General features: G+C 37.0%; 17 protein-coding genes. 8 read left to right on the top strand and 9 right to left on the bottom strand.

Going from position 1 to position 20,719, the window contains the following annotated elements; translation table 11 throughout:
- Window positions 1-16 precede the first annotated feature (16 nt).
- Entirely contained in the window at window positions 17-1,366 is a 1,350-nt protein-coding gene (locus ACFSFW_RS06385) for a TrkH family potassium uptake protein (RefSeq protein ID WP_388036254.1), read from the bottom strand.
- A 231-nt stretch (window positions 1,367-1,597) separates the two neighbouring features.
- On the opposite strand from ACFSFW_RS06385, the gene ACFSFW_RS06380 reads away from it, so the two are divergent.
- Window positions 1,598-1,792, top strand: coding sequence for an alpha/beta-type small acid-soluble spore protein (locus ACFSFW_RS06380; RefSeq protein ID WP_099354122.1), 195 nt, complete (start codon window positions 1,598-1,600; stop codon window positions 1,790-1,792).
- A gap of 47 nt (window positions 1,793-1,839) precedes the next feature.
- Here ACFSFW_RS06380 and ACFSFW_RS06375 read toward each other — a convergent pair whose 3' ends face one another.
- Window positions 1,840-2,874 (bottom strand): anti-sigma factor domain-containing protein, encoded by a 1,035-nt coding sequence (locus ACFSFW_RS06375; protein ID WP_388036249.1) that lies wholly within the window; start codon window positions 2,872-2,874, stop codon window positions 1,840-1,842.
- Complete coding sequence (gene sigI, locus ACFSFW_RS06370) at window positions 2,871-3,623, bottom strand: RNA polymerase sigma factor SigI (RefSeq protein ID WP_099364525.1); 753 nt, start codon at window positions 3,621-3,623, stop codon at window positions 2,871-2,873. Before sigI ends, ACFSFW_RS06375 begins: the two co-directional genes overlap by 4 nt.
- A gap of 355 nt (window positions 3,624-3,978) precedes the next feature.
- Here sigI and ku point away from each other — a divergent pair, with 355 nt between their 5' ends.
- Window positions 3,979-4,911 carry a non-homologous end joining protein Ku gene (gene ku / locus ACFSFW_RS06365; RefSeq protein WP_388036246.1) on the top strand — a complete coding sequence of 311 codons (933 nt, stop codon included), beginning with the start codon at window positions 3,979-3,981 and terminating at the stop codon, window positions 4,909-4,911.
- Window positions 4,912-4,958: 47 nt separating this feature from the next.
- A complete protein-coding gene (locus ACFSFW_RS06360) occupies window positions 4,959-6,791 on the top strand; it encodes a DNA ligase D (protein WP_304212859.1) in 1,833 nt (610 codons plus the stop codon).
- Between the two features lie 613 nt (window positions 6,792-7,404).
- Here ACFSFW_RS06360 and ACFSFW_RS06355 read toward each other — a convergent pair.
- The 4 genes from ACFSFW_RS06355 to proV form a co-directional block, all read right to left on the bottom strand.
- Complete coding sequence (locus tag ACFSFW_RS06355) at window positions 7,405-10,473, bottom strand: efflux RND transporter permease subunit (protein ID WP_388036242.1); 3,069 nt, start codon at window positions 10,471-10,473, stop codon at window positions 7,405-7,407.
- A 125-nt stretch (window positions 10,474-10,598) separates the two neighbouring features.
- On the bottom strand, window positions 10,599-11,498 hold the full coding sequence (locus tag ACFSFW_RS06350) for a glycine betaine ABC transporter substrate-binding protein (protein ID WP_388036239.1): 900 nt from the start codon (window positions 11,496-11,498) through the stop codon (window positions 10,599-10,601).
- Complete coding sequence (locus ACFSFW_RS06345; protein WP_388036236.1) at window positions 11,498-12,346, bottom strand: ABC transporter permease; 849 nt, start codon at window positions 12,344-12,346, stop codon at window positions 11,498-11,500. Before ACFSFW_RS06345 ends, ACFSFW_RS06350 begins: the two co-directional genes overlap by 1 nt.
- Window positions 12,346-13,596, bottom strand: a complete 1,251-nt coding sequence (gene proV / locus ACFSFW_RS06340) for a glycine betaine/L-proline ABC transporter ATP-binding protein ProV (protein ID WP_388036233.1) — start codon at window positions 13,594-13,596, stop codon at window positions 12,346-12,348. Before proV ends, ACFSFW_RS06345 begins: the two co-directional genes overlap by 1 nt.
- A gap of 326 nt (window positions 13,597-13,922) precedes the next feature.
- On the opposite strand from proV, the gene cudC reads away from it, so the two are divergent.
- The gene (gene cudC, locus ACFSFW_RS06335) at window positions 13,923-14,453 is read left to right on the top strand and encodes a choline uptake/conversion transcriptional regulator CudC (RefSeq protein WP_304212873.1); all 531 of its coding nucleotides are present in this window, start codon (window positions 13,923-13,925) and stop codon (window positions 14,451-14,453) included.
- A gap of 105 nt (window positions 14,454-14,558) precedes the next feature.
- Entirely contained in the window at window positions 14,559-14,723 is a 165-nt protein-coding gene (locus ACFSFW_RS06330) for a hypothetical protein (RefSeq protein WP_180271521.1), read from the top strand.
- Window positions 14,724-14,903: 180 nt separating this feature from the next.
- On the opposite strand, the gene ACFSFW_RS06325 is transcribed toward ACFSFW_RS06330, so the two are convergent.
- Both ACFSFW_RS06325 and ACFSFW_RS06320 read right to left on the bottom strand, forming a co-directional pair.
- Window positions 14,904-16,163, bottom strand: coding sequence for a tetratricopeptide repeat protein (locus ACFSFW_RS06325; protein WP_388036229.1), 1,260 nt, complete (start codon window positions 16,161-16,163; stop codon window positions 14,904-14,906).
- 260 nt (window positions 16,164-16,423) lie between these two features.
- Window positions 16,424-16,921, bottom strand: a complete 498-nt coding sequence (locus ACFSFW_RS06320) for a PTS sugar transporter subunit IIA (RefSeq protein ID WP_304212882.1) — start codon at window positions 16,919-16,921, stop codon at window positions 16,424-16,426.
- 208 nt (window positions 16,922-17,129) lie between these two features.
- Here ACFSFW_RS06320 and ACFSFW_RS06315 point away from each other — a divergent pair, with 208 nt between their 5' ends.
- The 3 genes from ACFSFW_RS06315 to sstT all read left to right on the top strand — a co-directional run bounded on the left by ACFSFW_RS06315 (window position 17,130) and on the right by sstT (window position 20,710).
- Entirely contained in the window at window positions 17,130-18,392 is a 1,263-nt protein-coding gene (locus ACFSFW_RS06315) for an ATP-binding protein (protein WP_388036226.1), read from the top strand.
- An 18-nt stretch (window positions 18,393-18,410) separates the two neighbouring features.
- Window positions 18,411-19,088: an SOS response-associated peptidase gene (locus ACFSFW_RS06310; protein WP_304212887.1), complete on the top strand. Its 678-nt coding sequence runs from the start codon at window positions 18,411-18,413 to the stop codon at window positions 19,086-19,088.
- A 386-nt stretch (window positions 19,089-19,474) separates the two neighbouring features.
- Entirely contained in the window at window positions 19,475-20,710 is a 1,236-nt protein-coding gene (gene sstT, locus ACFSFW_RS06305) for a serine/threonine transporter SstT (RefSeq protein ID WP_388036222.1), read from the top strand.
- Window positions 20,711-20,719: the final 9 nt, after the last annotated feature.

Here is a 20,719-nt window from a genome sequence, read left to right as displayed (position 1 = left end):
CGGGTGCTCTTTTGTATTATCCAATTATTAGCCTTTCTTTTGGGTAATGATAATTTGCATCCTTTCCTTTTTTTCCGATAATGAAGATAAAGTTCAGGATACCGACCCGTCCGATAAACATTAATAACATAATCAGGATTTTTCCGAAATTACTTAAATCAGGGGTAATTCCCATTGATAGACCACATGTACCGAAAGCAGATGCTACCTCAAAGAAAATTTCCGTAAATGTAAAATCCTCAGTAATCGTTAATAAAAATACAGAGATAAAGCAAGTAAAAAAAGCAAAAATCGTGACTATAAGTGCTTTTCTAATATCATCTTCATGAATTTCACGTTTGAAGATTTTAATATTTTTGTTTCCTCTTGCAAAATGATATAAAAACAATATATTTATCGCAAATGTCGTAGTACGAATTCCCCCACCAACAGAACTAGGTGAAGCTCCGATAAACATCATGGCGCCTAAAAACAACAATGTAGGCTCCGAAAATTGATTTACATCCATCGTTGCAAGACCAGCACTTCTTGTTGTTGTCGATTGAAATAAGGAATAGAAGAAGGTTTCATGCCAGGCCATCCCTTTAAAGAAATGGTTGTATTCCAATAGTAAAATCATCAACGTACCAAAAACAACTAAGGATAAAAATGTAACAGTCGTAAGCTTCGTGAATAGTGAAAAACGATATCTTCCTTTCTTTTGAAAAAGAAAATCTTTGATTTCGACTAATACCGGGAAACCAATTGCACCTAAAATGATTAATATAATCGTTATAAATTGCACGAAATAATCGTTCGCATATGGCATTAAAGAGGTCCCTGTAATATCAAACCCTGCATTCGTGGTCGCACTAACAGCGGCAAAAATACCATGAATGAAGGCTGCCTCCCACGTATCAAAAAACTGCATAAAATAAAGACCTAAAATCAAACTACCGAAGAACTCAATAATGACCATAATAATGATAATTTGTTTAAGCAGATTCACTAAACCTGATAACTGTGATTGATTCTGATCAACCATAATTAATCGTCGTTCACGAAGTCCAATTTTCCGACGAAATAATAACCAAATAAAGGTTCCCATTGTCATAATTCCAATTCCGCCTACCTGTAGAACGAAAATCAAAATAAAAATACCAGAAACGGTATATGTATCTTTGACTGAGATTACACTTAATCCTGTTACACTTACTGCACTTGCAGCTGTAAATAACGTATCAATGAAAGCCACCTCTACCCCTTCTTTGATAGCAAAAGGAAGACTAAGTAATATAACTGAAATTGTAACAGCCAATAGATAGAATGCAAAAATTAATTGAGCTGGAGAGAGACCATTGAAATATAAATTTAACTTTTTCCACATTTTTTCTTTCACCCTAACCTAATCGCGAAATCTATCCCTCTATATTAAAGAATTATTTACCATATTAAAAGTCTTTTTTGTGTAAACTACCGTCTACTTTTAAATGCTTTTGTCTTTGTCGTTTTTCTTTATGATGATTAGTATGCATTTCCAGTATTGAAATTAATTATATTCTCATACTAAACATACAACGAATTAAACGTTGTTTATAATTAAAAAGGAGTGAGTTAAATGGCTAGAAGTAGTAATAAATTGCTTGTTCCTGGAATTGAACAGGCTTTAGATCAAATAAAGTTTGAAATTGCCCAAGAATTCGGTGTTAAACTTGGTTCAGATACAGCGTCACGATCAAATGGTTCTGTAGGTGGCGAAATTACAAAGCGCCTTGTTTCCCAAGCACAACACCAATTAAGAGGCGGAGAATAAAAAAACTTCATAAAATGGACGAAAGCCGAGGCGCATATGCCTCGGCTTTAATCATCGTCATGATCGTGGTTTCTGTCTTTTCCACGATTATTGTTTTCTTTCCTTTGTTCTCTCTCTTCTTTTTTCCGTTCCTTTTCTTCCTGCTTCTGCTGCTTCTTTTCCCACTTCTCTTCAATTTTCTCTATTTTTTTTTCTTTTAAGTGGGCTGGCATATTGGAGTTTTCAATATTGTTTTTGACTTTTTCTTTTATCTGTTCTTTTTTCTCTTTAAGTTCTTCCTGAACTTCTTCAGCCTTTTGTTTTTGATTGTTCCTAAATTCGTTTATCTTTTTTTGCTCAATGGCCTTGTCCTGTTGATTCTCTTTCTCTTGGCGGGCAGGTGGAGCCTTCTGTTCTTCTACTGGTTTAGGAACCTTATCTTCTTCAATTAGCAGTTTACCCGTTGAAATCCCCTTTTCTTGAGCAGCCTTTCTTGTTTCAACCGTACTTGTTATCGAGGTAACTGCAATTTGTTCTTTTTTATATTCTTCTTTTATTTCTTCAATACCTTGCTCAAGTTCACGGTCTACATCTGTATCATGTGAGTCTGTCACAACCGTGGTAATTAGAACTTGCTTACCGTCCTTAAGATAGCCGCTATCTTTACTATGTTCAATGATTTCTTCTGTGATTGAGTCTAATTTTCTATTTTTCCAATCTGGAATGGATTCAAGCAGTTTTTTCGCCTCGTCATTAAGAGCTTCTAAGCTTATGACTTGTAGGTTTTCATCTAAACCAACTTCAAAGCTTGGATTGATATCAATGGACATGTATGCATACACTTCATCACGCGATGAAAAAGGTATAAATAAAGATAAAAATAAAATTGCAACTAAAGAACTTGCTAATGCATAACGCCATTTCCTTACCTGAAAAAACCGCGGCTTTGAAGCATTCCTTACCCGTTCGTCGAGCGGAAAACAGGTTATTTCTTCGCCAATTTCATAGCTCGTTTTTGTATGTCTGGCTTTTACGAACTCACCATCAGGGGTTAGCATCGTAACATAATCATCGTTCACATCCATAACGATCCCCTTTTTCAACTCTCGAGCACCCCTTTTAGATAATCTTTTAAATAAACATAGTCGCTAGATAAAATGATCGCCATTGCAATAATGTATTTTCGATTTCTCTCGATCGTTTTACGACTGACTGAGACCTTCGATTCAAGCTGCTTAATTGGTAGGTGTTTCTTTTCAATTAGCGTCTTCATCAGCTCTTCATTTTCTACAACGGCCTTTGATACCATAATAGCATTTTGTCTAGCATCTGCATGTTTTGGCGAAATTTCAAGGAGCTCTTGAAAAGACAAACCAAATTCCTGCAATACCTGATGAAAATGGAGAATTTCCTCTTTTCTCTGTTCTTGCTCCACTTTCCTTTGATAATCGTCAACAGATAGATGAGCCTCAAGCTTTGTTTGTGCGCCTTCCTCATCTGTTTCACCATTAGAGATAAAATTAATATTGCGTACTCGTGCTTCTTTACGAATGTAGTCAATCACTCGTCGTTTAATGAGGAGTTCACTAAACGATAAAAAGGAGCTCCCCTTTTCCTTCGAGTATTTTTCAATGGCCTCATTAAATGCAATAAGGCCGATACTAAATTCATCGTCCGATTCATTTATATATCGTTTACAAACAGCAGAAACATTTTTCGCAATAAAAGGTTTATAGTCATCAATTAGTTTATTTTGTAGTTGTTGATTTCCATTTTGAATCTCTATAACGGTTTCTTCCAGAGTGCTTTTTCGTTTTCCAATTTTAAATAAAAGGCTAAGCACCTGTTTCACCTCAATTCTCTTTACTATCTGTTAATAGTAGCAAGAGACTGAAGTGAGATTCAATAACAATTTTTCACATTGGAATGCCCTAACTAAAAATATTACAAAAGAACTAATACGAAAGACTATTCTTTTATTGAAATGGTGACAAGCTCTGTAACATATATTTCTTTTCCGTTACATCTGCTTCTGTTTTTGTAATGTTTGACTCATTTACAGTTTACGTCTTCGGTATTATTTTTGAGGGGGTAAATAATACTTTTTTATCAAATATATTTTGCGAATTAATTTGAGGGTATTATTACCAACATTCCTTCCCCATTTAAAGGAAACAATAGTAGTAAAAAAGAAAGTAGGAAATCATATGCATACGATGTGGAAGGGCTCAATTAGCTTTGGTCTCGTCAATATTCCAATAAAGCTTTTCTCGGCAACCGAAGACAAGGATATCAAGCTTAGAAATCTTCATAAAGAATGCAATACCCCCATTCAATATGAAAAAACCTGCCCGAATTGTGAAAAAGACATAGGAAATGATGACATTGTTAAAGGGTACGAATATGTAAAAGGAAAATTCGTCATCTTGAACGATGAAGAACTGAAAGAACTAAAGGATGAGCACGAGGATAAAAGTGTAGAAATCATTGATTTTGTGAAGCTTGAAGAAATTGATCCCATTTATTTTAGCCGTTCTTACTTTATGGGACCTGGTGAAAATGGAAGCAAAGCCTATGCACTACTTCGTGAGGCTCTCCAAAAATCAGGCAAAATCGGAATTGCAGAAATTACAATACGTTCCAAACAACAAATGGCCATCATCCGAGTTTATAAGAACAGCCTAGTCATGGAAACGATTCACTATCCTGACGAAGTTCGCAATGTAGGCGAGGTACCAGGTGTCCCAGAAAATGTGGATCTAAACGAAAAAGAACTTGATACTGCCATCATGCTGATTGACCAACTAACAACAGAATTTAATCCTGAAAAGTATAAAGATGAATACCGCACTGCTCTCATGGAGCTCATCGAATCGAAAATTAATAATAATGAGGGGACAACCTCTAAAGAAGCACCAAGGACAAATGTGGTGGACTTAATGAGTGCCTTACAGGCTAGTATCGAACGAACAAAATCGAAGGAAACAGCTGCACCTAAAAAAGCAGCAGCGCCAAAAGGCACAGCAAAGGCAACGGGAACTACAAAGGCAAAAACAAAACCTGAAGCGCCAACAGGAACGGATAAAACGACTTCAGTCAAACCAAAAACGAGAACAACTCGTAAAAAAGTTGGTACCTGATAAGAGCTCCTAATGAGGAGCTCTCCCCTTAAAAAAGGAGTGGTAAGATGCTGAAACCAATGCTTCCAACCCTTATTTTCGAAGCCCCTACTGGCCAAAACTGGGTATATGAAATTAAATATGATGGTTTCCGCGCGATGCTACATTGGGAAAAAGATCGGATCCAGCTGATCAGTAGGAACGGAAACCTCTTAAATGAACAGTTTCCGGAGATTATTAAGCAATGTGAAGATCTTTCGGATGCAATGATTCCCTACCTGCCACTCATTTTTGATGGAGAACTATGTATCTTAGAGTCACCTTATAAAGCTAGCTTTGAATACATTCAGCAACGAGGGCGATTAAGGAGCACCGATAAAATAACACAAGCATCTACTTCTAAGCCTGCTCATTATTTGGTTTTTGATTTGTTAGAGCATGGCGGTCAAAATCTCAAAGCCGATCCATTTCAGGTTAGGAAAGATGAACTCTATAAACTTTTTAGTAAAGCCAATCTCTTCCACATCATTAATCCAAATAGTGACCAACTCATCCAATTAATTAAATACGAGGAAGATCTCGATGTGATTTGGAAGAATGCTACTGAACATATAGCTGAAGGGATTATTGCTAAAAAAGTAGATAGCACCTGGGAAGAAGGTAAGCGCACCACTAACTGGTATAAAATAAAAAATTGGCAAGCTGGTGTGTTTTTTATTCTCGGCTACGATAAAAAGAATTCCTTTTTTCATGTCGGTGTTATAAGAAATAAACAAATCTATGAAGCAGGCTTGTTTTCACATGGTCTCTCTCCAGATGAAAGACAAGCACTCCTTCAAGTTATACAAACTAACTCTACAGATGAAACAGCTAGTTTTATAAAAGTTGACCCTGGTATTTGTGTTGAACTTTTTTATCTAGAATTGTATAAAGAGCAATTACGACAGCCTAGCTTCTCACAGTTCCGGTTTGATGTAGATTGGCAGGATTGCACATGGGAAAAGCTAAGTAATAATGCCCCGCTTCTACCTAAAGAAATTGAGATTACTCATCCTGACAAGCCACTTTGGAAGGATAAATCGATAACAAAACTCGATTATATTCAATATTTGGTTGAGGTTTCACCTTATATGCTCCCTTTTTTAAAGGAGCGTTTGTTGACCGTGATTCGTTATCCACATGGGATGTATGGTGAGTCCTTTTATCAAAAAAACTGCCCGGAGTATGCACCTGAGTTTATCCAGACCTCAATGTCTGATGGGATCGAATATATTGTGTGCAATGATTTAAAGACCCTTTCTTGGTTAGGAAATCAACTGAGTTTCGAGTTTCATATCCCGTTTCAAACGATTCATTCAAAAGGACCATCTGAGATTGTGTTTGATTTGGATCCACCGTCCCGCGCTGCTTTTCCACTCGCTAAAAGAGCCGCGACCATACTAAAAGAAGTGTTTGACGGACTAAAACTAATATCATTTGTAAAAACGTCCGGAAATAAGGGTTTGCAAATTTATATCCCCCTGCCGGAAAACAGGTTCACGTATGACGATACGAGACAATTTACAGAGTTTATTGCCAATTATTTAGTAACCATGGAGCCTGATCTGTTTACTACGGAGAGATTGAAAAAGAATCGGGGAAACCGCATGTATGTAGATTACGTGCAACATGCTGAGGGAAAAACGATTGTAGCCCCCTACTCGGTCCGCGGGAATGATGGAGCCTATGTTGCCACCCCACTTTATTGGGAAGAGATCACGGATGAATTGTCGATTGAAGACTTTCCGTTGGAGACTATCATTGAGAGAATCAATGATAAAGGCTGCCCCTTTGCGCATTATTTTGATGCGAAAGAGAAACAGCCATTTGAGCCTGTGCTGGAGTTTTTGAGGCAAAGCTAGTGCAGGCGATGTGGTTGGATTGGATGTGGATGGGCTGCATCTGGTTTTTGGGCTTATGAAGGACATTCGAGTCGTGATTTTGGCTGGGAATGTTCTTCATCGGGCTTATGAAGGACATCCGGGTTGTGATTTTTGATTGATATGTTCTTCATCGGGCTTATGAAGGACATTCGGGTTGTGATTTTTGCTGGAAATGTTCTTCATCGGGCTTATGAAGGACATCCGGGTTGTGATTTTTGATTGATATGTTCTTCATCGGGCTTATGAAGGACATTCGGGTTGTGATTTTTGCTTGATATGTTCTTCATCGGGCTTATGAAGGACATTTTGGCTATGATTTTTGCTTGAAATGTCCTTCATAAAACTCATTTAATTTCGAATTTTCCTTAATTATCCAAAAGTCCAAAATTATCTACCACTTATGCTATCACCTTTTCCAATATTACCCAACACTCCCACCATATCAACCACTTAAGCCACAACTTTTTCCAACATTACCCAAAACCCTATTCATATCTACCTCTTATCCCACCACTTTTTCCAGTATTACCCAACTCTCCATTCATATCAACACAATACCCCTGCACCTTTCCAATCCTTACCCTAACTCCCCCTATTCCCCTCTAGCTCTCCTCCTCGTTTCCTTGTCAAACAAGCTATACACAATTGGAATGATAAATAAAGTTAACAATGTACTGCTGATCAAACCTCCAATGACGGTAATTCCCATCGGTTGGTTGATTTCAGAGCCTTCACCGATACCAAATGCCAGTGGCAAAAGCCCCAAAATAGTTGTGGTTGCTGTCATCATCACCGGTCGTGTTCGATCTTTTACCGCGACAACAATGGCTTCATGTGAACTCATTCCGTCCTCTTTCTTCTTATTAATATAATCAACAATCACGATTGCGTTGTTCACCACAATACCCGCTAGCACGATAATTCCGATGATGGCTGTGATTCCGATTGGAGTGTTTGTGAGATAAAGGCCAATTGCAACCCCGATGACCATTAACGGAACCGTAAACATAATAACAAACGGATATTTTAAAGATTCAAACTGTGCTGCCATTACGATATAAATCAACGTAAGTGCAAGCACAAATGCAAGGACCATTTGATCTATTGAGGATTCTAACAGCTCCTTATCACCACTGTAGACGATGTCTGTTTCATCAGAAAGTTCAAGGTCTGCTACTACTTCATCCACCTTTTTCGAAATCGCACCAAGATTCGTTGTCGTGACGTATTTCAACGTAAATTGTACGGCATGTTGCTGATCAATTCTCCGTACAGTTAGCGGCCCCTCGCCAATTTCAATATCTGCCACTTCTTTTAAAGGCACAAAAGAATTTGCTTGTGTTTTTAAAAGTAGGTTCCCTAAACCCTCGATGTTGTTTGTAAAATCTCGATCATAGCTTACAGTAACCGGATAAATTTGGTTGTCTTCATCTGTTAGCTGGAACGCTCTCGTTCCTCTTGTAACATCGTTTACCGTTGAGGCGATTTGTACAGGCGCAAGCCCTTCCTCAAACGCTTTTTCTTTATCAATCGAAATTTGAAGTTCCTCAATTGTTTTCGAAACATCTGTTGAAACCTCTGTTACATCTTTCAAATCCATCAGCGCTTCTGTGAGCCTTGAAACAGCTTCATTCAGCCTGTTTTTATCTGTATCTTTAACATGAAACTGCAAAGTGTTCGGAGTTGAACCTGATGAGGACTGTAAATTAAATCTTACTTTTGCCTCTGGATGAAGTTCGATAACTGGAGTCTCAATTTTCGATTTTTTCTCGTCAACAAACTCAAATGTGGAGCGCTCACGTTCCTCGAACCCAACCATTTTCACATAAATTTCTGCTTCATTTGAACTTCCTCCACCCCTGAAACTTTTCTCCTGGGTAGAGCCTATCAGGCTTACAAATACATCAACGTCTGCCTCTTTTTCTAATATATTTTCAATGTCACCTACTATTTTTTGTGTTTCGTCTAGTGGCGTTCCATTTTCAAGTTTTAAATTAATTGTAAAAAAGCCTTCATCACTTTTTGGTATGAATTCCGTTCCGACTCTAAACAACCCGAATATACTGGCCGCAAATAATACAATCGTGAGCAAAAGCACAATGAAACGATGTCCCAGTGACCATCTCGTGGCATTTTCTAAAAAACGCATGCCCCTTGATGATTGACGTTTTTTCTCAAGGTTTTCATTCGGTTTCTTTAAAAATCGACTGGCTAGCATTGGAACAACTGTTAGTGCCACCACGAGAGATGCAAATAAACTAAACGCAATCGTGACAGCAAATTCAGTAAACAATTCCCCGATTAAACCAGTAATAAAAACAACTGGTAAAAAGACTGCTACTGTCGTTAAAGTCGATGCTATAATTGCCGTTCCAATTTCCTTTGTTCCATCTGCGGCAGCTTGTTTTGGTTCTTTCCCCATTGATAAATGACGATAGATATTTTCGATGACGACGATTGAATTATCAACGAGCATCCCAATACCAAGTGCTAATCCACCTAACGTAAGAATATTTAACGAGAAATCTGAAAAATACATAAGCACAAAGGTCACAATGACGGAATATGGAATGGCAATCCCGATAATGAGTGGACTCTTTACACTTCTCAGGAAGAAAAAGAGGACAATCATCGCAAACAGTCCGCCTAACAGCAAAGTACTTGTAATATTTCCAATTGCGATTTTGACATAATCCCCTTGATCAAACAGGACTTCTGCCTGGACATTTTTATATTTGTCCTGAGAAAGCTTCTTTTCTAGTTCTGTTTGGAAGGCTTTTGATACCTGCGCTGTATTTGCGTCTGATTCTTGGAGGACACTGACTAACATCGCCGGCTGCATATTGGCTCGAGTGATGGTTTGCTGTGATTCGGGCACAATTTTAACCTCAGCAAGGTCTCCAAGAACGACTTTTTCACCAAGCAGTGGGTCAATTGTTATGGAAAGTTCCTCTAGGTCCTGGACAGACCCCAATGAACTAATGACTCTTGTTGTAAGTTCTCTGCCTTCAGATTCAATTGTATTTCCAGGTAATGAGACGGAATTTGCTCTGAGAATGTTTACTAAATCAGCTTGAGTCAGAGCGTACTCTTCTAACTGTTCTTGATCAAGTTCAACTTTTATTTCTTTTGTTACAACACCTGACAGATTAACATTTGCAACACCTTCAACTTTATTGAGCTCTGTTGTTAAACCTTCTGCAAGCTCTTGGAGTCCTTTTTCATCCCCTTCCATGCTAAGGGACAATTGAATAATCGGAAACTGAGAAGGATCGAATTTTAGAAACCGAGGCGCCTCTGCATCATCGGTAATTTGTGTTTGGTTAATCCTACTTAGAATGTCATTTTCAATATCATCAATGGAGGTTGTCCATGAAAACTGCAGTAAGATTAGTGCTGCCCCCTCCTGAGAAGTGGAGGACATGGTTTTTAAGCCGGGCAAGGTTGACAAACTTTGTTCAAGCGGTTTTGTCACTTTTTCAGAAACTTCATTCGGACTTGCACCAAAATAATTGGCAACTACCACACCTACAGGTGGATTGATTTCTGGGATTAATTTAAGTGGGATATTCATTAAGGAAACGAACCCTAGAATAATCACCAAAAACATTGTCACCAACGTAAATATAGGTCGTTTTATCGAAAATTTGCTTATGTTCATAAATAAGTACCTCATTTCGGAAAAAGTACAACATCATTGACATTATACCCATTAAATAGAAAAAAACTGTACACCCTTTATAGAATGTACAGTTTCTTTTTAACTTATCTTTACTTTAATGACACTTATTCTTTTAAGTCTTCGATTGAGTCAATATCCATGTAAGCTGGTACAACTAAACCGATTTTTGTGCCTTCAAGGTTTGAACCTAAATCTTCAAACTGACCATCATATTTCTCTACATAATCAGCATGAGTTACAGGTAACCATCCAGCAACGTGTGCATCAACAGATCCATCAGCTACACCAGTCCACATTGGACCAGCTTCTACTTGGCTCATTTTCACTTTATAGCCTAAATCTGTTAAAACTTTAGCCACAATATTGGTACTAGCGATTTCACTATCCCACGCAACGTAGGCTAATTTTACTTCTTCGCCATTTCCTTCTTCTACACCTTCAGTCCACTCTGCAACTTTATCTGGATTCTCTTCAATCCATTTTGCAGCGGCTTCTTCTGGTTTTGTTCCATCATTAATATCTACCATTACACTTCCCATATCATCTGAAGTCCAATTGAATTGGTCTAATAACGTATAAACAGCTGGTAGATCTTCTTTTAACCCATTTCGTGCAATCGTATGGATGTTTTCTTCTCCACCATATACTCCTTTAGGATCATCAAGATATTTAAGATCGAAAGCTGAGAATTTCCAGTGTGGCGTCCAACCAGTGATGATAATAGGTTCTTCTTTGTCATACGCCTTTTTAAGTGATGCTGTCATCGCTGCACCAGAACCTTCTACTAAAGTCCAGTCCTCTAGACCGTATTCTTCAATCGCCGAAGCAGTTGCCTTCATGATTCCTGCACCTGGATCGATTCCAACAATCTCATAATCTACACTTTCTCCTACAGATGCTGAAGAAGAAGATGTCGTTCCTGCCTCATCAGAATTGCCACCACATGCAGCAAGTCCTAGAGTAAATCCAATTGCTAATGATGCTTTGACTACTTTTTTTAACATTAAGCAGTTCCCCCTTGTTTAGTTTTTCCTATATTTTGAGTAATCCGGTCTAAGATGATTGCCACAATAACAATCGCTAGACCAGCTTCAAAACCAGTTCCTGTTTGCAGCTGTGTAACAGCTCGATATACATCTGCTCCTAATCCTGGTGCACCTACCATTGAGGCAATTACAACCATGGACAAAGCAAGCATGATACTTTGGTTAATACCTGCCATAATTGTTGGCATAGCTAGTGGAATTTGAACTTTTACTAATCTTTGTTTTGTTGTAGATCCAAACGCTTCAGTCGCCTCGATTAAATCCTGTGGCACTTGGGTTATTCCAAGTATCGTTAGTCGAATCGTTGGTGGCATTGCAAAGATAACTGACGCCACAACACCAGGTACAACTCCGATATTGAAGAAGAAGATTGCCGGTAATAAATAAACAAATGCAGGCATTGTTTGCATAAAATCTAATATCGGAATCACGATACTTCCCACAGTTTTACTTTGTGAGGCCCATATTCCTAGTGGTATTCCAAGAATGACTGATATCCCGACAGATGTTAATACAAGGGCAATTGTTTGAAGCATATTGTCCCAGTATCCTAGGTTATCGATTAAAAATAAACCAATTAATGTAAAAAGTGCAATTTTCCAATTACAAATTTTCCAGGCTACAACGCCCAAGATAAGAGTTAATAGAATAGAAGGAATAAAGCCTAATCCTGCAACAATTCCTTCTACAAATCCTTCAAGTCCTACTGCAATCCCTTCAAATAAAAATTCGAAGTTTGAGACTAACCAGTCTACAAATATATCAATCCAATCTGCTATTGGCAGCTTTGGTAATAAACCTTCCATTATAAAGCCTCCCTTTCATCACTTGGAGGGAGTTGTTCAGCCCCAAAGTCATTAATATATGTGTCATTACCAGCAAGTGCGCCTATCACGGCACCTCGAATGACAATCCCCTTAAGTCGATTTTGTTCATCAACTACGGCCACTGGAATAATAGCTTGTGAAACATCATCGAATAAATCAACAAGTAATGTACTTGTATCAACCGTTTTAAGATTTGTTTCCATGACATCGGCCAATGTTAAATTTTGCTCGACCGCTTTTGAAGCTTCTACTGCGCTAACTGCACCAACGAGTCTTTTCTGCTTGTCAACAACATAAACAGTCGATAAACCATTATCCTTCATGATTTTAAGCGCAAGCCTTGCTCCCTTATCAACCTGAACGGTTTCCGCTCGTTTGACAATATGGCCAGCAGTAAGTACCTTCGATAAATCAACATCCTCAACAAATCTTTCTACATATTCATTAGATGGATTCATAAGTATTTCTTCAGGGGTACCGATTTGTACGATGTTTCCGTCCTTCATTAGTGCGATACGGTCACCGATTCTTAAGGCTTCGTCAAGGTCATGTGTAATAAAGACAATTGTTTTTTCCATAGTTCCTTGTAACTCAATCAATTCATCCTGCATATCTTTACGAATTAATGGATCTAGGGCACTAAATGCTTCGTCCATTAATAAAATATCCGGGTCATTTGCGAGCGCTCTTGCAAGTCCAACACGCTGCTGCATCCCACCACTAAGTTGGTCAGGATATTGATTTTCATAGCCTTCTAGACCGACTAATTTAAGCGCTTCGAACGCTTTTTGTGAACGTTCTTGCTTTGCTACACCTTGAATTTCTAGTCCGTATTCCGTATTCTGAAGAACCGTTTTATGTGGGAATAATGCGAAGCGTTGAAACACCATGCTCATTTTTTTCCTACGAACTTCTCGAATTTCTTCTTTATTCATGGATACGACGTCTTTTCCATCAATTAAAACTTGACCAGAAGTTGGTTCTATTAATCTATTTAAAAGACGAACTAATGTAGATTTCCCACTTCCAGACAAACCCATAATCACAAAAATTTCTCCGGGATATACCTCAAAACTTGCTTGATTTACACCGACAGTTGATCCAGTGCTTTTTAGTATTTCTTGTTTTGTTTTTCCTTCTTTTAAAAGTTGAATAGCTTTTTTAGACGATCGCCCAAAAATTTTTGTTACGCTAGAAACCTTTATTTTTGCTTGTTTCTCACTTTCCATTCTGTCACCTCAATTTTTTCTTGCTGAAAACTTGCCTAATACAAACCGCCCTTTATGATATTCACATAAACTACTGTATCCTGTGTAGAAAGCAATAGTCACATTGACCTTTTAATTGTAGTAATGATTTCCAAAATACTCAAAGCTGATATTACGTGATATGCAACCGTAAAGTTTGTAAAGTAAAAACTGTACGTACTTCACATTCCGAATGCATAGAATTCCTCCAATATCCTCCATATTCCTTTCAGCACCTCCCCTTTACATTCAATGTCCAAATGAGTAGTCTATATATATCAAACCTTTGATGTAGGATGTGAATCTATTTGCAAGGCATAGACAAGCTAGAAAAAGCCCGAGAACGTGTGATTGATGCGATTGCTCAAAATATGAATTTATATGGAGTAACACCTTCAGTTGGAAGGCTTTGGGGTCTTATGTATTTTCAAGACGAGCCGATGACGCTGGATGATATGAAACAAGAGCTGGGCATGAGTAAAACGAGTATGAGTACTTCCGTACGTAACTTAGTGGATTTGAAAATGGTCGATAAGGTATGGAAAAAAGGGACTCGAAAAGACCTTTATGAGGTTGAAGAAGATTGGTATCAAACCTTTATTGACTTTTTTACGATAAAATGGAGGAGTGGCATTTCCATGAATGTAAGTGCCATTCAGAAATCTTTAGCTGATCTGAAGGAACTCTTAGAGGACGAACAAATTAGCAAAGAAGTTAAAGTAGAAGCAGAAAACGATATCGCGAAGTTGAATAATGCGTTAGAATATTATTTTTGGCTTAACCGGTTAGTAGATAGCTTTGAATCACATGAAATCTTTAAATATGTTCCAAAAGAGTAACGTTTATGAACGTTGCTTTTTTTATTTTAAAAACAGATTACGATTCGTGTATATCCCTCATCGCTTATATACTTTTTTCATACGCTACTATATGGGGGTGAGAAGATGCCATTATGGGGCTGGATGTTAGTCTTTTTTGGAGGGTTACTCCTTGTTGGTTTTGTCGCAGACCTTATTTCCAAAAAGAAACGTTCTACCGACTCCCGTAGCATTCAAAATCAAGTCGATGAAGTAAAAAACAACCAAACCGATTATCATAATTTTCTATAGAAATAAAGAAAGCAGCCCTGATTTTATCGGGCTGCTTTCTACATTATACCTGTACTTCTTGCGAATCTGGGTAGTCATTGTCCACCCATGCAACACCTTCATTTAACTGATAACCTGCGATTGTCACAAGTCCAAGCATGAATAGTAGCATTAGTTTTTTCATCTCTTAATCATCTCCCTTTATTGATTTATATGACTATGTTTTTTCAAAGATGAAATTACCTTTGAAAAATAATAGCTTGCTAGCTTATATTTATGATTTTCTTGATAGATTTTTCCAAGTTCCTCTGCATAAAAGGCTACGTGAAGATGATGTTCAATGCCCTCAAAATATGGCAATGCATCCTTTTCAATAAATCTCGTTAAATTATCAGATTTATTCAGCAAATAGTCATAATAGATAAAATGAATCTTGAATTCAGGATAACCCTGGTGATTCTCAACTAAAGCAAACCCTTCTTCAAGCCATTTTTTGCATCCCTCATGGTCACCTATTTTATAATTTTCTTCAATTAAACCGTGAATCGACCGTAAACGCCCAATGACCATATGTTCTTCTTTATGCTCAAGGCTATTTATAAATTGCTTAATGGCTTTATTGGATTTACCTAATTTTGAATAAAGGACACCTTGGTTATGATAAATCAAACCTAGTAATGACGGGTCTTTTATCCCTTCTGCTACCTTTGTTGCTAACAAATAATTCTCTTCCGCCATTTCGAATTCGTTAATTTTTTCATAACAAATCCCTAATAAAATTTGACATTCAGCACTCCTTTTTAAATCGTAAAGAGATTGATAGATTGCCAACGCCTTCTGTATATACACGATACTTAAGGCTAATTTCCCCATCCGGTTATTATTTAGCCCCTTATAATAATACAAATCAGCCGTTTCCCAGCTTTCAAAGTGGACACTGCTCGTTAAGATCTCCTCTGCAACTTTAAAATGCTCCATTGCAACAGAAAACTGGCTTCTCAAATAATAAAACTGACCAACAAATTTTTCGTAAAAATAGTTCATGCGGATTTCAAAAATATCTTTATATAAGTCAATTTTCTTGATATGTTGTTCAGCCTCGTCTAATTGGTTTGTAAAAATGAGATACCTAAGTTCAAAAAGAACGAAGAAAATGGCAACCCGTGAATCATTTGTATTCTTGCACTCATAAGAATCATAAAATGAAACCGCCTGCTCCCTTTTTCGAGAAACCATTAGGTGGTACCAATCATAAAGCTCCTTTAATTGGGCATATTCTTCACTTTCAATCAGCTTGATTCCTAATCGTTCACATAATAATTCAAGTACCTCTAAGCTTGCAGAGGTTTGGTTATTTTCAATTTTTGAAAGATAAGAAATTGAGATAATCTCATGTGCCAATTCTTCTTGTGTCATATTGTTTTGAATTCTAAAGAAACGTATTCTGCTTCCTATCTCCATCTTTCATACCCTCTCATTGACTACTTATATACTGTTTCTAGAAAATTGGTAAAAATCCTCTTTTAATAAATAGGGCAAAAGACTCATTTTTCTCGACCCGCACGATGTACGCCACATTGACGTTGCCACAGTGAGTGGCTTTCATAGTCTTAGTTAATTCATTAAAATCCTATGCTCCGTTTTAATTTATATGTAAAAACATGTTCAAATACACTATAAGTACTATAAATAAAAAAACGGTCCCAGATAGGACCGCGAGCTTACTTTTTCTTCACTTTTGCAAGTTCTGTTGAACCCGCTGTTGCCTGGCCACTTCCAATAATCTCAAACGTTTCAACTGCATCAAAATTAGTGATGACAATTGGTGTAATTGTACTCGCTGCCTTCTCTTTTATTAAATCTAAGTCAAAGGATACAAGCTCAGTTCCAACCTCAACTTTATCTCCTTCTTTTACATGTGTAGTGAAGCCCTCGCCCTTCATGTTCACTGTTTCAAGGCCTATATGTATAAGAAGTTCCAAACCTATTTCCGTTTTAATTCCAATTGCGTGTTTTGTCGGGAAGACCTGAATAATTTCACCTTTCACAGGCGAAACAATTTTTCCTTCAGACGGTTCAATCGCAAGTCCATCGCCCATCATTTTTTGAGAAAAGACTGGATCTGGCACCTCTTCTAAGGCAAGAATTTTTCCATTTGCAGGAGCCACTAACACTTCCTCAACTTTTTTATCTTTACTTCCAAATAATTTTTTAAACATAATGAGCCTCCAATATTAAAGATATGTTTAGTTGTATCATACCCATATTAAGAAAAAAAGAATTATAATTGGGTTAAATAGCATATTTCATTTTGTCAAAATATGTTCTAGTATGCAAGTAATATAGAAGGATTATCGGTGAATATGTCGAATGTCTAACAAAAGACAGTATTCAAAAAATTAAAACAAGAAGGAGGTGGCACAAAAGTTGTTAGAGCATATTGGACATGTTCTGTACCATGTACTTATCGTTCTTTTTCCTATTCTTATATATTATTTACTCACTATTCAGGATAATCATTCTTCTCCGAAGCTTCACCCAAATAAACTTCTTGGAATGATTATCATTATGCTTCTTTTAACCATCACTTTCCCTGTCACATATGCGAATGGGTTTGCTTATGATTTTAGGATTATCCCTATATTTGTCGCACTACTTTATACTGGATTTTTTCAGGGGATTGCTGTTATTTTGATTATGCTCGGTTATTTACTTCTACTCGGAGATTCTAAGGTTTTCTTCTCGATTGTCAATTATGCCATTATTATATTCATATTTTACTTTCTTTTAAAAAAATATCATTCTCTTCTATTAAATAAGAAGCTCATAGTTCTTTCAATCATTTATAGTTTTATCGTTATTACAAGAGCGATCGTCATAGTAAAGTATAATCAAATTGATCAACTACTCATTATGATCCTTTTTTCAATAGTTACGTGGATTACCCTTTTACTCGTAGTTCTAATTATTGAAAATTTAAAGCAACAAATCCTCTTACAACGGGAGCTAAGACGTTCTGAAAAAATGAATGTGGTTAGTCAACTAGCGGCCTCCGTTGCCCATGAGGTACGTAATCCACTAACGACGGTAAATGGATTTTTACAGTTAATAAGTCGGGATGATAATATTACTGATAAACAGCGAAATTATATCGACATCACTCTTTCTGAGTTAAATCGTGCACAATCGATTATTAATGATTATTTATCACTTGCTAAGCCAAATAATAGTAATACTCAATTAGTAAACATCAGCGAGGAACTATCAAAAACGGTTGAACTTATGACATCCTATACAAATATTCAAAGCATTGAGGTTGAAACCTTCATTGAAGACTCGCTATACATTAACGGGAATAAGGATGAAATCAAGCAAGTCTTGATAAATATTATTAAAAATGCAATAGAAGCAATTGGAAATGACGGCTTATTGCAAATAAATGCCTTTGCAAAAGAACAAGACATTATTGTGAAAATCACGGACAATGGTCCTGGTATGACGAAAGAACAGCTTTCAAAAATTGGTACACCTTTTTATTCAACAAAAGATAAAGGAACCGGTGTAGGGCTTACCATTTGTTTTCAAATTATTGAGCAACTAAAAGGGTCAATCTATGTTGAGAGTACAGTAGGGAAAGGTACCTCTTTTCTTATCAAGTTACCAACATCCAAAAATCCACCTATATCATAAAAAATGAGGTGATCCACAATGTGTGGTCGATTTACTCTTTTTGCAGAGTACGATGACATTCTTAATCGTTTTGATATTGAAGCTGCAATGGAACAAGATTTATTTCAACAAAGCTATAACATCGCCCCTTCCCATTCGGTCCTTTCAGTAATTAATGACGGTACACAAAATCGCTTAGGATATTTACGCTGGGGCTTCGTACCTTCATGGGCAAAGGATGAAAAAATCGGATATAAAATGATCAATGCACGCGCTGAAACATTGGCTGAAAAACCTAGTTTCAGACATGCCTTCAAACATAGACGCTGTCTGATTATTGCAGATAGCTTTTATGAATGGAAAAAAGGGCCCAACAAAACAAAAACACCGATGCGAATTAAATTAAAATCGAATGATCTATTTGCAATGGCGGGAATCTGGGAACGTTGGAAATCTCCGGAAGGGAATTCCTTATTTTCTTGTTCCATCATCACCACCACCCCAAATGAACTAATGAAGGATATTCACGACCGTATGCCAGTTATTTTAAATAAAGAGGACGAACGAGCATGGCTTGACCCTACTCTAAAGGATGTATCAAAGGTTAAACATCTACTTAAACCATTGGCTGCTGACAACATGGAGGCATATGAGGTTTCGTCTTTAGTTAACTCACCACGCAATAACTCACCAAATTTAATTCAAAAAATATGTTAAAGAAAAAACGACTAATTCCTATCGTGGATTTGTCGTTTTTTAGTTTTTTACATTAAGTTCGTTAAACGAAAAAGTATTTCGAAACTATTATTTTAGTATACCGAAATACTTGTGAATAAGTGATAGACGTTTTACATACATTTAGTTGTTAAAAATCTTGTTATCTATGATAAAATAATGCCTATACTTTCGACAGATTCCCCTGTCTGTCAAAGAGTTCTGTATTTTACAACTACCAAATTTTTCACCAAATAAATTCATTTCCAGCTTTTAAATTTTATACACAATTGACAATTTTCGTGTTAAACTAACAAATATTATATTATTCTTATAATATTAATTTCATAAAATAATAAAGTGGACAACCATGAAAAGGGGGAAAGAATATGAAAGAAATCTTTTACAAATGGAATCAGATTAGCCTGGTTAAACGTATATTTGGCGGTATTATCGTTGGTATCCTTTTAGCTTTAGTCGTACCAGAAGGAGCAAAATGGGTTAGCATTTTTGGTTCATTATTTGTAGGTGCACTAAAAGCCGTTGCACCGGTATTGGTCTTATTCTTAGTTATTGACGCCATCTCTAAACACAGAAGTGGAACCCAAACAAATATCAAATCGATTATCGGCTTATATGCAATTAGTACATTCTTAGCTGGATTCGTAGCGGTATTAGCAAGTTTTATCTTTCCAGTCAAATTGTCACTTGTATCGGGTGCAGAAGACCTTTCACCTCCAAGTGGTGTTTTAGAGGTTCTTCAAACATTACTATTTAACATTGTTGATAATCCGATTAATGCCCTAATGAATGCCAACTACATCGGAATTCTTGCTTGGGCGGTTGTTTTTGGATTTGCATTAAAAAGTGCAAACGACACAACAAAGACCTTGATTTCAAATGTTTCTGATGCTATTTCAACAGTTGTAAAATGGGTAATCAGCTTAGCTCCAATTGGAATTATGGGCCTAGTGTTCGATGCATTTGTAACAAACGGACTTTCTGCATTAATGGAATATGGAAAAATCTTAGCCCTTCTACTTGGCTGTATGTTCTTTATTGCACTTGTTGTGAATCCATTAATTGTTTATATCTATATTCGCCAAAATCCATATCCAATCGTTTTTCGAAGCCTAAGAGAAAGTGGAATTACTGCATTCTTTACTCGTAGCTCAGCTGCAAATATTCCGGTTAACATGAATCTTTGCGAAAAACTTGGACTAAATAAAGACACTTATTCAATTTCAATTCCATTAGGTGCTACGGTTAACATGGCTGGTGCGGCAGTAACGATTTCTGTTCTCACGCTTGCAGCAGTTCATACACTTGGCATTGAAATTGATTTTGCAACAGCACTTATTCTTAGCGTATTATCCGCTGTTTCAGCAGCAGGTGCATCAGGTGTGGCTGGCGGATCACTTTTACTAATTCCTTTAGCATCAAGCCTATTCGGAATTCCAAACGATGTTGCCATGCAAGTCGTTGCTGTTGGTTTCATTATTGGGGTCCTACAAGATTCTTGTGAAACTGCCCTTAACTCATCATCGGACGTACTTTTCACAGCAACTGCTGAATACGCTAAGAAGCGTAAAGAAATGAAGGAAACTGCGAAAAAGTCAGCTTAATCTTATAAA

Source organism: Ferdinandcohnia salidurans, from assembly GCF_042680725.1.
In the GTDB taxonomy this organism is placed as follows: Bacteria; Bacillota; Bacilli; order Bacillales; family Bacillaceae_L; genus Ferdinandcohnia; species Ferdinandcohnia salidurans.
Note: the sequence above shows the minus strand (reverse complement) of the source record. Positions and strands in the feature narration are given on the sequence as shown.

Bases quoted from the DNA above. Each gene is read 5' to 3' on its own strand.
- ACFSFW_RS06385 (WP_388036254.1), bottom strand. From the start codon at position 1,366: ATGTGGAAAAAGTTAAATTTATATTTCAATGGTCTCTCTCCAGCTCAA.
- ACFSFW_RS06380 (WP_099354122.1), top strand. From the start codon at position 1,598: ATGGCTAGAAGTAGTAATAAATTGCTTGTTCCTGGAATTGAACAGGCT.
- ku (WP_388036246.1), top strand. From the start codon at position 3,979: ATGCATACGATGTGGAAGGGCTCAATTAGCTTTGGTCTCGTCAATATT.
- ACFSFW_RS06360 (WP_304212859.1), top strand. From the start codon at position 4,959: ATGCTGAAACCAATGCTTCCAACCCTTATTTTCGAAGCCCCTACTGGC.
- ACFSFW_RS06355 (WP_388036242.1), bottom strand. From the start codon at position 10,473: ATGAACATAAGCAAATTTTCGATAAAACGACCTATATTTACGTTGGTG.
- ACFSFW_RS06350 (WP_388036239.1), bottom strand. From the start codon at position 11,498: ATGTTAAAAAAAGTAGTCAAAGCATCATTAGCAATTGGATTTACTCTA.
- ACFSFW_RS06345 (WP_388036236.1), bottom strand. From the start codon at position 12,346: ATGGAAGGTTTATTACCAAAGCTGCCAATAGCAGATTGGATTGATATA.
- proV (WP_388036233.1), bottom strand. From the start codon at position 13,596: ATGGAAAGTGAGAAACAAGCAAAAATAAAGGTTTCTAGCGTAACAAAA.
- ACFSFW_RS06330 (WP_180271521.1), top strand. From the start codon at position 14,559: ATGCCATTATGGGGCTGGATGTTAGTCTTTTTTGGAGGGTTACTCCTT.
- ACFSFW_RS06325 (WP_388036229.1), bottom strand. From the start codon at position 16,163: ATGGAGATAGGAAGCAGAATACGTTTCTTTAGAATTCAAAACAATATG.
- ACFSFW_RS06320 (WP_304212882.1), bottom strand. From the start codon at position 16,921: ATGTTTAAAAAATTATTTGGAAGTAAAGATAAAAAAGTTGAGGAAGTG.
- ACFSFW_RS06310 (WP_304212887.1), top strand. From the start codon at position 18,411: ATGTGTGGTCGATTTACTCTTTTTGCAGAGTACGATGACATTCTTAAT.
- sstT (WP_388036222.1), top strand. From the start codon at position 19,475: ATGAAAGAAATCTTTTACAAATGGAATCAGATTAGCCTGGTTAAACGT.